The organism is Enterobacter sp. MGH120, assembly GCF_001037725.1.
Lineage (GTDB): Bacteria > Pseudomonadota > Gammaproteobacteria > Enterobacterales > Enterobacteriaceae > Enterobacter > Enterobacter hormaechei_C.
Window position 1 is genome coordinate 99,809 of record NZ_KQ089940.1, and the last position, 14,715, is coordinate 114,523.

Genomic DNA, 14,715 nt, shown 5'->3' on the forward strand with positions numbered 1-14,715 from the left:
CTTGCGCCTGACAAAAAAGTCCTAGTAACCGCTGATCAGAAAATCGAGTGCATCCCGCAATGAAGCACTGCTGTTAGTAAGATCGGCAACGCGTTCACCTAACTCTTTTGAAGAGATGCCTGACAGCATATGCATCATGACAACGCAGGACTTACCCGCGATTTCAACGACAGGGCACACTTTCGCAGGCGGACGAATGCCGCCCAACTGGCTTAATTCAACGGCGGGAGCAACCAGTACATGTTTCATCACATTAGCAACAGGGTGCTGCATATTAATAAGCCATGGATATGCTTTTTTCCCATTACCTTCATTCGCATAAGCAAAATATTGCTCCATCAGAATGACCTCTGAAAGTCACTAAAGGAGCCGTTTTCATCAACCCACTGGTTAATGGCCTCTATAGACGCTTTATTTTCTGCTAACCACTCTGCGCGCTGATGCGCACGAAACTGCTCCTGTAGAGCGGCCGTGAGTACAGCAGAGAGATTGAGCTTAAGACGTCGCGCTTCTTCAAGAATTTCTGGTGCTAACGAAACATTGACTGATTTTTTAATGCCATTAGTAGTGCGCATGATAACCCCCATTGGAATGCGCATGAATTGGCGAAGTGTAGCGTAATAAACGAGCATTTTCTATTCCCTTAAAAATGTAAGGCCTTAAGAATGAATTGCTCTTTAGAAGGTGTCACGCCTCACAAAAGGGTTTTGCGAGGCGCTTTCAGAGATTAATACTCATCCCGCTCATCGTCTTCATCCGGCTGCTCCATCACGCTGTACGCCACCGCACAGAACAACGAGTTGAGACGCTTCATATCGCCCAGCAGTCCCAGGTGGAGTGAGCTGGTCTCGATACTCTGCACGTTCTGCTGGTGCAGACGCTCAACGTGGGCGTGTGAGTAGCGGCGATTAAGGATGCGGAAACGATGCTTATTGCGGCGCAGGCGGCGCGCGCTCGGCACGTCGCTGGAGAAGAAGACCGACATCGCCAGCTTCAGGTTGCTGACCAGCTGTTCGTGCAGCGCTTCCAGCTCTTTCAGCCCTTCAACAGAAAACGCCCGGCGTGCGGCCAGGGATTTGTCTGCGATTTCACTGCCCATACGCTCGACAATATCCGAAGCCTGCTCCAGGTTAAGCGACATCTCGATGATTTCCGCCCAGCGGCGCGACTCCTCTTCCGCCAGCTCGTCCTGGGGGATCCGCGCCAGATAGAGCTTGATGGCGGTATACAGCACGTTGATATCGTCCGCCAGCCTGCGCAGCTCTTTTTCTTCGCGCGGCTCGCCGTGCATCACCTTTTGCAGCCCTTCCAGCATGGTTTCCATCGCGTCGCCCATGCGCAGCGTTTCGCGGGCTGCATTGGCGATGGCCAGCGCAGGAGTATCCAGCACCGAGGTGTCCAGATGCTTCGGTTTAAGGCGCGCGTCCAGCTCCGGTTCATCACGAATAAGCCGCTCGCAGAAGCGGGCCATCGGCGCGGCAAACGGCACCATCGCCAGACAGCGCACCAGGTTGTAGAAGACGTGGAAGTAGATCACCAGCTCCGCTTTCGGCAGAGAGAGATTATCCATCAGGTTCGCCAGCGGGTGCACAAACGGCAGAATGATCAGGCTACCCACCAGCTTAAACAGTAAACTCCCCAGCGCCACCCGGCGGGCGGCAGCGTTGGCGGCGCTGTTGTTGAGCATCGCCAGCAGGCCAGAGCCGAGGTTGGCACCGATCACCAGGCACAGCGCCACCGGGAAGGAAATTACCCCTGCGGCGGTTAAGGTCGCCGTCAGCAGGACCGCTGCCAGGCTGGAGTAGCTGACGATGGCGAATACCGCGCCGATCAGCGCATCCAGCATAATATCGCCGGTTAACGAGGCGAAGATGACCTGCACACCGTTGGCCTGGGTGATCGGCGTGACAGCCTGCACAATCAGCTCCAGCGCCAGCAGGATCAGCCCGAGGCCAATACCGACGCGGCCAAGCTGCCCGGCACGGCTTTGCTTACGGCCGAGGAAAAAAATGACGCCGATAAAAATCAGTAGTGGCGACAGCCAGGAGAGATCGAATGTCAGGATACGCGCCATCAGCGCGGTACCGACGTCGGCGCCAAGGACAATCACCAGCGCCGGGGCGAGCGCCACCAGATCCTGCGCCACGAACGAGGTGACGAGCATGGTGGTAGCGTTGCTGCTTTGCACCAGCGCCGTGACGCCAATACCCGCGCAGAAGGCGAGCGGCTTCTTCTCAACGCTGCCGCTGAGAACGGTACGTAAACGTGCGCCAAACACGCGCATCACGCCGGTACGAACGATATGGGTGCCCCATACCAGCAGTGCGACTGCGGAGAGCAGGTGTAACAACGTCAACACGGTAGGTATTCCTCCTTATCGTTATTCGTTTTCCTGAGGTTCAGTATAAGGGTTTAAACGTAAGAAAGAGACAAGGCACCATAGCGGTGCCCTGTTTGTTGTAAGGAAAAGTGACGTTAGTCTGCGTCGTAGCCCAAATTCGGCGCCAGCCAGCGTTCCACCTCTGACACGCTCATGCCTTTACGCAGAGCGTAATCCTCAATCTGATCGCGCTGAAGCTGTGCCACGGCGAAGTACTTGCTGTCCGGATGGCTGAAGTACCAGCCGGAAACGGACGCGCCCGGCCACATGGCGAACGACTCGGTGAGCTTCATGCCGGTATGCGCTTCGACGTCCAGCAACTTCCAGATAGTGCCCTTCTCGGTGTGTTCCGGGCAGGCCGGATACCCCGGCGCCGGACGAATGCCCTGGTAGTTTTCGCGGATCAGCTCCTCGTTGCTGAGATTCTCATTCGCCGCGTAGCCCCAGTGCACCTTACGTACGCGTTCATGCAGATATTCAGCGAAGGCTTCCGCCAGACGGTCGGCGATCGCTTTCACCATGATTTTGTTGTAATCATCGTGCTGCGCGTCGTACGCATCCGCCAGCGCGTCTTCTTCCAGACCACCGGTTACGGCAAAGGCGCCGATATAGTCGGCTTTACCGGAGAGTTTCGGTGCGACGAAATCCGCCAGGCAGTAGTTGGCAAAGCCCACTTTCTCGGTTTGCTGGCGCAGGTGGTGGCTCACGGCCAGCACGTGGGTGCGGGTTTCATCGCGGTAGATTTCCACGTCGTCGCCCACGCGGTTCGCCGGGAACAGCCCCACCACGCCGCGCGGGTTGAGGGCTTTCTCTGCGCTCAGCCTGTCGAGCATGTCGTTAGCATCTTTAAACAGGCGCTTCGCCTCTTCGCCCACCACCTCATCTTCAAGAATGCGCGGATATTTGCCCGCCAGCGACCAGGTCATGAAGAACGGCGTCCAGTCGATGTAGTTACGCAGCGTTTCGATGCTGGCCGTCACGTCCTGCACGCCCAGACGGTGTGCGACCGGCGGCGTATAGCTGGACCAGTCGAACGCCAGATCGTTATCGCGCGCCGCCTGAAGCGAAACCGGCGGCGTGCGCGGTTTCTTACGTCCATGCTGAATGCGGACGGTTTCATACTCTTTGCGGGTGCGGGCGACAAAGTCATCGCGCTGGGTGTCGGACAGCAGCGCGGAGACCACGCCCACAGTGCGCGAGGCGTTTTGAACATACACCGTCGGCCCACTGTAGTTCTGCTCGATTTTCACCGCCGTGTGGGCTTTCGAGGTGGTTGCCCCGCCAATCAGCAGTGGAATGGTAAAGCCCTGGCGCTCCATCTCTTTTGCCACGTTGACCATTTCGTCAAGCGAAGGCGTAATCAGCCCGGAAAGACCAATCAGATCCGCATTCACTTCGCGCGCGGTCCTGAGGATTTTATCCGCCGGGACCATCACGCCAAGGTCGATAATTTCGTAGTTATTACACTGCAACACCACGCCGACGATATTCTTGCCGATGTCGTGTACGTCGCCCTTCACGGTGGCGATGACCATTTTACCGTTACTGGAGCCCTTCTCTTTGCTGGCTTCGATAAAGGGTTCCAGATACGCCACCGCCTGCTTCATGACGCGGGCGGATTTCACCACCTGCGGCAGGAACATTTTGCCCTCGCCGAACAGATCGCCGACCACGTTCATGCCGTCCATCAGCGGCCCTTCGATCACTTCAATCGGACGGGCGGCCTGCTGACGCGCTTCCTCGGTATCCTGCTCGATAAACTCGGTAATGCCTTTTACCAGCGAGTATTCCAGACGCTTATTCACATCCCAGGAGCGCCATTCGGCCTGTTGAACGTTGGCTGATTCGTCAGATTTACTGCCGCGGTATTTTTCCGCCAGATCCAGCATGCGTTCGGTGGCGTCGTCACGACGATTGAGGATCACGTCTTCTACGGCGTCGCGCAGCTCGGCTGGCAGATCGTCGTAAATTGCCAGCTGGCCAGCGTTGACGATCCCCATGTCCATCCCGTTGCGGATGGCGTAGTAAAGGAACACGGCGTGGATCGCCTCACGCACCGGGTCGTTGCCGCGGAACGAGAACGACACGTTCGACACGCCGCCGGAGATCAGCGCATGCGGTAGCTCGCGTTTAATGTCTTCACACGCGCCGATGAAGTCCTGAGCGTAGTTGTTGTGCTCTTCGATGCCGGTCGCGACGGCGAAGATGTTCGGGTCGAAGATGATGTCTTCCGGCGGGAAACCCACCTCTTCGGTCAAAATTTTGTACGCGCGGCGGCAAATCTCAATTTTGCGTTCGCGGGTATCGGCCTGGCCCACTTCATCGAAGGCCATCACCACCACGGCGGCTCCGTAGCGACGGACCAGCTTCGCGTGGTGGATAAAGGTATCGACGCCCTCTTTCATCGAGATGGAGTTAACGATGCCTTTGCCCTGAATGCACTTCAGCCCTTTTTCGATGACCTCCCACTTGGAGGAGTCAATCATGATCGGCACGCGGGCGATATCCGGCTCACCGGCAATCAGGTTGAGGAAACGCACCATTGCCGCTTCGGCATCGAGCATCCCCTCATCCATGTTGATATCGATGATCTGCGCCCCGCTTTCTACCTGCTGGCGAGCAACGTCCAGCGCTTCGCTGTACTTCTCTTCTTTGATCAGGCGCTTGAACTTCGCAGAACCGGTAACGTTAGTACGTTCACCCACGTTCACAAACAGGCTGTCGTCGCCGATGGTCAACGGCTCCAGGCCGGACAGACGACAGGCTACCGGAAGCTCGGGTAGCTTGCGCGGTGGAAGCCCGGCGACGGCGCGGCTCATGGCGGCGATATGCTCCGGCGTGGTGCCGCAGCAGCCGCCGACGACGTTGAGGAAACCAGATTCGGCCCATTCGCGGATTTGCGCCGCCATGGTGTCGGCATCCAGATCGTACTCACCAAACGCGTTCGGCAGACCGGCGTTCGGGTGGGCGGTGACGTAGCACTCTGCGATGCGCGAAAGCTCCTGCACGTACTGGCGCAGCTCGTCCGGCCCCAGCGCACAGTTGAGGCCAAAGGAGAGCGCTTCGGCGTGGCGCAGGGAGTTATAAAACGCTTCGGTTGTCTGGCCGGAAAGTGTGCGCCCCGAGGCGTCGGTGATGGTGCCGGAAATCATGATCGGCAGGTCGACGCCCAGCGCCTCGAACTCCTCTTTCACCGCGTAAATCGCGGCTTTAGCGTTGAGGGTGTCGAATACGGTTTCAATCAGGATCAGGTCGGAGCCGCCTTCCACCAGCGCTTTAGTGGACTCACGATACGCGGCCACCAGCTGGTCAAAGGTGATGTTCCGAAACGCCGGGTCGTTGACGTCCGGAGAAATCGACGCGGTGCGGTTGGTTGGGCCCAGCACCCCGGCTACGTAGCGCGGCTTGTCCGGCGTACGGGCCGTCCATTCGTCGGCGCAGGCGCGCGCCAGCTTCGCCGCTTCAAAGTTGATCTCCGCCGACAGGGATTCCATCTGGTAATCCGCCATGGCGATGGTTGTCGAGTTGAAGGTGTTGGTTTCAACAATATCCGCACCCGCTTCGAAGTAAGCGTTGTGGATATCCCTGATAACAGACGGTTTGCTTAACACCAGCAGGTCATTGTTCCCTTTCAGGTCACAAGGCCAGTCGGCAAAGCGCTCGCCGCGGAAATCGTCTTCACTCAGACGATAGCCCTGGATCATGGTGCCCATGCCGCCGTCCAGCACCAGAATTCGTTCATTTAACTGCGCACGCAGTTGCTCTACTTTGCTGCTCACACTTGCTCCCGACAACGCTCAACAAGGCCAAAAGGCTGCGTTCCATACTGGCATAATCTCGCAGGGTCGAAAAGTCACACAGCGGTAACATGAGACATGTTCACTATCACTCCTCCGATCAGTCAGGAAAGCGGTTGCAAAACCACCAAATAAAACGAAAATGATTTCCACGATACAGAAAAAGGAGTTCGTCATGGTTACGACCGTTCCCGCTAAACGCGGCAGAAAACCTGCTGCAACCACCGCTGCACAACCTGGCGGACAGGTTCAATCACTGACGCGCGGCCTGAAGCTGCTGGAATGGATAGCCGAATCGCATGGTAGCGTGGCCCTGACGGAGCTGGCGCAGCAGGCTGGCCTGCCGAACTCCACCACGCACCGTCTGCTGACCACCATGCAGCAGCTGGGCTTCGTGCGTCAGGTGGGCGAGCTGGGGCACTGGGCGGTGGGGGCGCATGCATTTATTGTCGGCAGCAGCTTCCTGCAAAGCCGCAACCTGCTGGCGATTGTCCACCCGATTCTGCGCAAGCTGATGGAGGAGTCCGGCGAGACGGTAAACCTGGCCGTGCTGGATCAGAGCGATCACCAGGCGATTATTATCGACCAGGTGCAGTGTACGCAGCTGATGCGCATGTCCGCGCCGATTGGCGGCAAGTTGCCGATGCACGCCTCTGGCGCAGGGAAAGCGTTTCTCTCGCAGCTGAGCGAAGAGCAGGTAACGGGGCTGCTGCACCGTAAAGGACTGCACGCCTATACCCACGCCACGCTGGTGTCGCCGGTGCATCTGAAAGAAGATCTGGCTCTGACCCGCAAGCGCGGCTATTCGTTTGATGACGAAGAACATGCCCTCGGGCTGCGCTGCCTCGCGTCCTGCATTTTTGACGAGCACCGCGAGCCGTTTGCCGCTATCTCCATCTCCGGGCCGATTTCACGTATGACCGACGACCGCGTCACCGAGCTGGGCGCGATGGTGATTAAGGCCGCGAAAGAGGTGACGCTGGCGTATGGTGGGATTCGTTAAACGTGCATTGCCGCCTGATGCCCTCACCCCGGCCCTCTCCCACAGGGAGAGGGAGAAAAGCGGATGCAAAACCGCTGCTTGCGGCGGTAAGCGTAGACATCTTCCACGTGCCCATTTTTTATCCGCGTTTGCAGCCCGCGCCAGTAGCTGGCGCGGAACAGATCGGCATGCATCTCTTCGAATAGCGGCCCGATGCGCGGGTCGGCACAAAGCCAGTGGCGAAACTCCTCCGGAAACACATCGCCCGGCGATACGCTGTACCACGGCTCGCTGGATAGTTCATCTTCCGGGTAGCGCGGCGGCGGGATATCGCGGAAGTTCACCTCGGTCATGTAGCAAATTTCATCGTAATCGTAGAACACCACCCGCCCGTGACGGGTGACGCCGAAGTTTTTAAACAGCATGTCGCCGGGGAAAATATTGGCGGCGGCGAGCTGGCGAATCGCATTGCCGTACTCTTCAATGGCGTCTCGTAAAGCCTGACCTTCGGACTGCTCCAGCCAGATATTTAGCGGCACCATCCGGCGTTCGATATAGAGATGGTTAATCGCAATCTTATCGCCAAGATCGGTAATTTTCGTCGGCGCTTCCTGCATTAGCAGCAACATCAGCGACGGATCGATCTGCTGCTTATCCAGCACAAAGTTTTCAAACTCCTGGGTATCGGCCATTCGCCCGACACGATCGTGCTCTTTAACCAGCTGATAGCAGGCGCGGACGTGAGCGGCGGTCATCTCTTTCTGCGGGGCAAATTTATCCTTAATCACCTTAAACACGCGGTCGAAGCCCGGCAGTGTGAAAACTAGCATCACCATGCCGCGGATCCCCGGCGCTTCGATAAACTGCTCATCAGCCGTGGTGACATAACGCAGGTATTCCCGATAACTTTCCGTTTTGGCATGCTTCTGACAGCCAATCGCCATATACAGCTCGGCGGTGGTTTTGCCCGGCAGGATCTCGCGCAGCCACTCCACCATGGCGGCAGGCAGTGGGGCATAGACCATGAAATAGGAACGGGCGAAGCCAAATACGATACTGGCCTCAGCGCTGGTAGTCAGGCAGGTATCGACAAACAGTTCGCCGTCGTCGGTACGGTGAATGGGTAGCAGAAACGGCACGATGGCTGTCGGCGTAACCAGTTTGCCCACCAGCCAGGCAGCCTTATTCCGGTAGAAAAGCTCGTTGGCAACCTGCAAATGGCTGCGGCTGAGCACCTCCTCGCCGAAGGTTTCACTGAGATATGCGTGGATATAGCCGATATCCCGGGGTTTATTCTCCCACGGCAGGCGCAGCGGCAAATCCGTTAAGACGCGGTGCAGGAGCTTTTCCCAGCCGCGATCGGGAAAGAAATCTTTCGCCAGCGGACGCGGAATGGTACGGAAGCGGCGCTCCGGCTGGGAGCTGAAGATAAATAACCGCTCAGGAGATAATGAGCGGTGGTCAAATAACCGGCAATAGACGGAGTTGAAAAAGCTCTCCGCAATCTCGAAGCGCGGGTAGTCGGGTAACAGATGGGTGTAATGCTCTTTCACGCGCAGTAAAAATTCCGCATCCGGGCTTTTACCGTCGGTGATACAGCGCAGTTGCTCCACCACCAGACCTACGTGGTGATCATAAAGATGGATACGCTGCTTCATGGCCTGCTGAACCGCATGCCAGTCGGCGTGCTCAAAACGCTGTTGCGCGCCGGAGGTGACTTCCAGAAAGCGGCCATACTGGGCATCGAAGCCCTGCAAAATAGTTTGGGCAATCAGTAATTCCAGACCACGCGACATATATTCCCCCTCACCCCAACCCTCTCCCCGAGGGGGGAGAGGGGGAAAAGATTAGAACTGTGCTTCTTCCGTCGAGCCCGTTAATGCCGTGACGGAGGAGGCCCCGCCCTGAATAATCGTGGTCACATTATCGAAGTAGCCGGTTCCCACTTCCTGCTGGTGCGAAACGAAGGTATATCCTTCTTTGCCCGCCGCAAATTCTGGCTGCTGCACCTTCTCAACATAGTGTTTCATGCCTTCGCCCTGCGCGTAGGCGTGCGCCAGGTCGAACATGTTGAACCACATGCTGTGGATACCCGCCAGAGTGATGAACTGGTACTTGTAGCCCATATCTGACAATTGCTGCTGGAAGCTGGCGATGGTCGTATCGTCCAGATTCTTTTGCCAGTTGAAGGACGGCGAACAGTTATAGGCCAGCAGCTTGCCCGGATACTTCGCATGAATCGCATCGGCAAAGCGCTTCGCCAGCGCCAGATCCGGCGTGGAGGTTTCACACCAGACCAGGTCGGCGTAAGGGGCATACGCCAGGCCGCGGCTGATCGCCTGTTCAATACCGGCATGTGTGCGATAGAACCCTTCGCTGGTACGTTCGCCAGTAATGAATTCGCTGTCATACGGGTCGCAGTCAGAGGTGATCAGGTCCGCCGCGTCAGCATCGGTACGGGCAATCACCAGCGTCGGCACGCCGAGCACGTCAGCAGCCAGACGCGCGGCAACCAGCTTCTGGATCGCTTCCTGGGTTGGCACCAGCACTTTCCCGCCCATATGCCCGCACTTCTTCACCGACGCCAGCTGATCTTCAAAGTGAACGGCCGCTGCACCGGCCTCAATCATGGATTTCATCAGCTCAAAGGCGTTCAGCACGCCGCCGAAACCGGCTTCCGCATCGGCGACGATCGGCAGGAAATAGTCGATAAAACGCGGATCGTGGGGTTCGATACCCGCGGCCCACTGGATCTGATCCGCACGGCGGAAGGTATTGTTGATCCGATCCACCACTGACGGCACCGAGTTCGCCGGATAAAGAGATTGATCCGGATACATGCTGGCGGCCAGGTTAGCATCCGCCGCGACCTGCCAGCCGGAAAGATAGATAGCCTCAATGCCGGCCTTCGCCTGCTGCAATGCCTGACCGCCGGTCAGCGCGCCGAGGCTGTTGATATAGCCTTTTTTAGACCCCCCATGCAGCAGATCCCACATTTTCGCCGCGCCGTTCTGCGCCAGCGTACATTCCGGGTTAACCGAGCCGCGTAATTTCACCACTTCCTCTGCGCTGTACGGACGGCGAATGCCTTCCCAGCGCGGTTGGGTCCACTCTTTTTGTAACTCTTCGATCTGTTGGGTACGGGTTTTCATGTGCAGATGCTCCATATTGTTATGTGGTGAATTACGCCAGGAAGCGGTAGCCCGGCAGGGTCAGGAAGTCGATTAAGTCATCAGAGGTGGTGATTTGCTCCATCAGACGTGCGGCATCGTCAAAACGCCCACTGCTGAAGCGGTGCTCGCCCAGTTCGTCCTGGATGACCCGCATCTCTTCGGCCAGCATCTGACGGAACAGGGCTTTGGTTACCGGTTTGCTGTTGCTGAGCGTTTTTTGATGATGGATCCACTGCCAGATGGAGGTACGTGAAATTTCCGCCGTGGCGGCATCTTCCATCAGTCCGTAGATCGGCACGCAGCCGTTGCCTGAGATCCATGCCTCGATGTACTGCACGGCGACGCGAATGTTGGCGCGCATCCCCTCTTCCGTGCGTTCGCCCGCACACGGCGCCAGCAACTGTTCTTCTGCGATTGGCGCATCGTCTTCACGGGTGACAAACAGCTGGTTTTTGTTGTCGCCGAGTACGCGGTTAAAGACTTCCATCGCCGTATCGGCCAGACCAGGATGGGCAATCCACGTCCCGTCGTGGCCATTACGGGCTTCCAGCTCTTTATCGGCTTTCACCTTGTTGAGCACCTGATTGTTACGCTCTGCATCTTTGCTCGGGATAAACGCCGCCATACCGCCCATCGCAAAGGCTCCGCGTTTGTGGCAGGTCTTAATCAGCAGGCGCGAGTAGGCGCTGAGGAACGGTTTATCCATGGTGACAACCTGACGATCCGGCAATACCCGGTCGGCATGGTTTTTCAGGGTTTTGATGTAGCTGAAGATGTAATCCCAACGGCCGCAGTTCAGGCCCACAATATGATCACGCAGCGCATGGAGGATCTCATGCATCTGGAATACGGCAGGCAGGGTTTCAATCAGCAGCGTGGCCTTAATGGTGCCGCGCGGCAGGCCAAAGCGGTCTTCTGCGTAGCTGAAAACTTCACTCCACCACGCCGCTTCCTGCCAGGACTGGGTTTTCGGCAGATAGAAATAGGGGCCGCTGCCTTTCGCCAGCAGGTTTTTATAGTTGTGAAAGAAGTACAGCGCAAAGTCGAACAGGCTGCCCGGAATCGCTTCTCCGCGCCAGGTGACGTGTTTTTCTGGCAAATGCAGACCGCGTACGCGGCAGATCAGCACCGCCGGATTCGGTTTGAGCTGGTAAATTTTACCGGCTTCGTTGGTATAGCTGATGGTGCCGTTGACGGCGTCGCGCAGGTTGATCTGCCCGTCGATAACTTTCTGCCAGTCCGGCGCGAGGGAATCTTCGAAGTCCGCCATAAATACTTTGACGTTGGCATTCATGGCGTTGATCACCATTTTGCGCTCTACCGGACCGGTGATCTCTACGCGACGATCCTGTAAATCTTCAGGGATTCCGCGAATTTTCCATTCACCATGACGAATGGAAGCGGTTTCCGAAATAAACCCTGGCAACTTGCCGTTATCGATCTCCTGCTGTTGATGAATGCGCGCCGCCAGCAGTTTATTACGCTGTGGCGTAAAGCGAGTCACCAGTTCAGTCAGAAACTCTACCGCTTCTGCCGTCAAAACTTGCTGTTCTTGTTCACCATTCGGCTGGGTAAAGGTCAGTTCATCGACCGTTGTTGCCTGTTGAGTCATCGTTCTGCTCCTCATCAAAGATCCAAAATCACGCCCCCGACGCGAGCGAAAGATCGTTGTGTAGTTTTCGCTCAGCAGAATTAAGACTATCTATAATTTTTCCAAAATCAAAAACAATTTCCATTTTAATTTATATATAATCACAACCTATTGATTAATATGACATTAAAGTTTTTCACGGGGTTGAGTTGGATTTCGGAAATAAAAAAGGCACCCGAAGGTGCCTGATCTGAATAGCTGAAACGCTTTAGGATCGTTTAATGCAGACGATTACTCCAGCGTCGGATTCATGTGGCGCAGATCGTACGGCGTAATCTGGTAGACGTAATAGTTGAGCCAGTTGGTGAACAGCAAATTTCCGTGACTACGCCAGGTTGCCCGAGGCGTGTTTTGCGGATCGTTTTTCGGGAAATAGTTGTACGGGACATCCGGATTCAGACCCGCTTCAACGTCACGAAAATACTCTGACGCGAGGGTATGCGGATCGTACTCAGGATGGCCGGTAACGAACGCGATGCGTTTGTCTTTACTGGCGAACAGGTAGGCATCGCCGTCTTCAGTTTCGGCCAGGATCTCCAGGTCGGTGTAATCGCGGATCAGCTGTGCCGGAAAATCGGCGTAGCGAGAATGCGGGGCCAGGAAAGTGTCATCGAAACCACGCGTCAGCAGCGCATGCGGGTGAAGAATGTGGTGTTCGTATACGCCAGAAAGTTTGTCGCTGCGGGTTTGCTTGGGAATGCCATAGAGGATATTCAGTGCGGCCTGTACCGCCCAACAGACAAACAAGGTGGACGTGACGTGATCTTTTGCCCACTCCAGCACCTGCCTGATCTGTGGCCAGTAGGCAACGTCATTAAATTCCACCAGGCCCAGCGGTGCGCCGGTGACGATCAGTCCATCGAAATTCTCATCGCGAATATCTTCAAAATTACAGTAGAAGTTATTCAGATGCTCAGCAGGCGTGTTGCGTGACTCACGCGCGTCAATGCGCAGCAGCTGGATATCAACCTGAAGCGGAGAGTTGGAGAGCAAGCGCAGGAACTGGTTCTCCGTTTCGATCTTCTTTGGCATCAGATTAAGGATCAGCACCTTCAGCGGGCGAATTTCCTGACCAGAAGCACGCGAAGTTGTCATTACGAAGACATTCTCTTCACGCAAGAAATTGACGGCTGGTAGCTCGTCCTGCACCCGAATCGGCATAACCTTAAATCCTCACAGCATACGTATAAACGTTTAGACATCCAGACAGCTAACGATACCCAGAAACGGGGTTAATGTCGAGTCTGCAAGCGAAAGGTGAGAAAGTTTCAAGGAGGGAAAGCATGTAGGGCGGGTAAGGCTGGGCCACCACCCGACTTTTCAGAACGTACAAAGCAAAAAACCCCGCACCTTACGGTACGGGGTTCTTCTTAATTGATGCCTGGCAGTTCCCTACTCTCACATGGGGAGACCCCACACTACCATCGGCGCTACGGCGTTTCACTTCTGAGTTCGGCATGGGGTCAGGTGGGACCACCGCGCTAAAGCCGCCAGGCAAATTCTGTTAATCTGTATCAGGCTGAAAATCTTCTGTCTCTTCGCCAAAACACCTTCGGCGTTGTAAGGTTAAGCCTCACGGTTCATTAGTATCGGTTAGCTCAACGCATCGCTGCGCTTACACACCCGACCTATCAACGTCGTCGTCTTCAACGTTCCTTCAGGAGACTCAAGGTCTCAGGGAGAACTCATCTCGGGGCAAGTTTCGTGCTTAGATGCTTTCAGCACTTATCTCTTCCGCATTTAGCTACCGGGCAGTGCCATTGGCATGACAACCCGAACACCAGTGATGCGTCCACTCCGGTCCTCTCGTACTAGGAGCAGCCCCCCTCAATTCTCCAGCGCCCACGGCAGATAGGGACCGAACTGTCTCACGACGTTCTAAACCCAGCTCGCGTACCACTTTAAATGGCGAACAGCCATACCCTTGGGACCTACTTCAGCCCCAGGATGTGATGAGCCGACATCGAGGTGCCAAACACCGCCGTCGATATGAACTCTTGGGCGGTATCAGCCTGTTATCCCCGGAGTACCTTTTATCCGTTGAGCGATGGCCCTTCCATTCAGAACCACCGGATCACTATGACCTGCTTTCGCACCTGCTCGCGCCGTCACGCTCGCAGTCAAGCTGGCTTATGCCATTGCACTAACCTCCTGATGTCCGACCAGGATTAGCCAACCTTCGTGCTCCTCCGTTACTCTTTGGGAGGAGACCGCCCCAGTCAAACTACCCACCAGACACTGTCCGCAACCCGGATTACGGGTCCACGTTAGAACACCAGCCATTAAAGGGTGGTATTTCAAGGGCGGCTCCACGCAGACTGGCGTCCACGCTTCAAAGCCTCCCACCTATCCTACACATCAAGGACCAGTGTTCAGTGTCAAGCTATAGTAAAGGTTCACGGGGTCTTTCCGTCTTGCCGCGGGTACACTGCATCTTCACAGCGAGTTCAATTTCACTGAGTCTCGGGTGGAGACAGCCTGGCCATCATTACGCCATTCGTGCAGGTCGGAACTTACCCGACAAGGAATTTCGCTACCTTAGGACCGTTATAGTTACGGCCGCCGTTTACCGGGGCTTCGATCAAGAGCTTCGCGTTGCCGCTAACCCCATCAATTAACCTTCCGGCACCGGGCAGGCGTCACACCGTATACGTCCACTTTCGTGTTTGCACAGTGCTGTGTTTTTAATAAACAGTTGCAGCCAGCTGGTATCTTCGACTGATTTCAGCTCC

General features: G+C 56.1%; 9 protein-coding genes, 1 rRNA gene and 2 other annotated features. Of the genes, 1 reads left to right on the forward strand and 9 read right to left on the reverse strand.

Annotation, left to right across the window (positions count from 1 at the left end; genetic code table 11):
- Positions 1–21: 21 nt before the first annotated feature.
- From SK54_RS00485 to metH, 4 genes are all read right to left on the reverse strand, one after another.
- A complete protein-coding gene (locus tag SK54_RS00485) occupies positions 22–339 on the reverse strand; it encodes a CcdB family protein (RefSeq protein ID WP_017382610.1) in 318 nt (105 codons plus the stop codon).
- Positions 339–632, reverse strand: coding sequence for a type II toxin-antitoxin system CcdA family antitoxin (locus tag SK54_RS00490; protein WP_017382609.1), 294 nt, complete (start codon positions 630–632; stop codon positions 339–341). The genes SK54_RS00485 and SK54_RS00490 overlap by 1 nt, the downstream gene beginning before the upstream one ends.
- 95 nt (positions 633–727) lie before the next feature.
- Positions 728–2,359, reverse strand: a complete 1,632-nt coding sequence (locus SK54_RS00495) for a Na/Pi cotransporter family protein (RefSeq protein WP_003860350.1) — start codon at positions 2,357–2,359, stop codon at positions 728–730.
- A gap of 116 nt (positions 2,360–2,475) precedes the next feature.
- A complete protein-coding gene (metH, locus tag SK54_RS00500) occupies positions 2,476–6,159 on the reverse strand; it encodes a methionine synthase (protein WP_032646865.1) in 3,684 nt (1,227 codons plus the stop codon).
- A gap of 193 nt (positions 6,160–6,352) precedes the next feature.
- On the opposite strand from metH, the gene iclR reads away from it, so the two are divergent.
- Positions 6,353–7,180, forward strand: a complete 828-nt coding sequence (iclR, locus tag SK54_RS00505) for a glyoxylate bypass operon transcriptional repressor IclR (RefSeq protein ID WP_003860353.1) — start codon at positions 6,353–6,355, stop codon at positions 7,178–7,180.
- A gap of 23 nt (positions 7,181–7,203) precedes the next feature.
- Here iclR and aceK read toward each other — a convergent pair whose 3' ends face one another.
- The 5 genes from aceK to rrf form a co-directional block, all read right to left on the reverse strand.
- The gene (aceK, locus tag SK54_RS00510) at positions 7,204–8,955 is read right to left on the reverse strand and encodes a bifunctional isocitrate dehydrogenase kinase/phosphatase (RefSeq protein WP_048246564.1); all 1,752 of its coding nucleotides are present in this window, start codon (positions 8,953–8,955) and stop codon (positions 7,204–7,206) included.
- Between the two features lie 51 nt (positions 8,956–9,006).
- On the reverse strand, positions 9,007–10,311 hold the full coding sequence (aceA, locus tag SK54_RS00515; RefSeq protein WP_017382606.1) for an isocitrate lyase: 1,305 nt from the start codon (positions 10,309–10,311) through the stop codon (positions 9,007–9,009).
- 31 nt (positions 10,312–10,342) lie between these two features.
- Positions 10,343–11,944: a malate synthase A gene (gene aceB / locus SK54_RS00520; RefSeq protein WP_040117081.1), complete on the reverse strand. Its 1,602-nt coding sequence runs from the start codon at positions 11,942–11,944 to the stop codon at positions 10,343–10,345.
- Between the two features lie 270 nt (positions 11,945–12,214).
- Complete coding sequence (gene metA / locus SK54_RS00525) at positions 12,215–13,144, reverse strand: homoserine O-acetyltransferase MetA (RefSeq protein WP_017382604.1); 930 nt, start codon at positions 13,142–13,144, stop codon at positions 12,215–12,217.
- 218 nt (positions 13,145–13,362) lie between these two features.
- A 5S ribosomal RNA gene (gene rrf, locus SK54_RS00530) occupies positions 13,363–13,478 on the reverse strand.
- 80 nt (positions 13,479–13,558) lie between these two features.
- Positions 13,559–14,431: a sequence feature (23S ribosomal RNA rRNA prediction is too short), on the reverse strand.
- 30 nt (positions 14,432–14,461) lie between these two features.
- Positions 14,462–14,695 (reverse strand) — a sequence feature (23S ribosomal RNA rRNA prediction is too short).
- Positions 14,696–14,715: the final 20 nt, after the last annotated feature.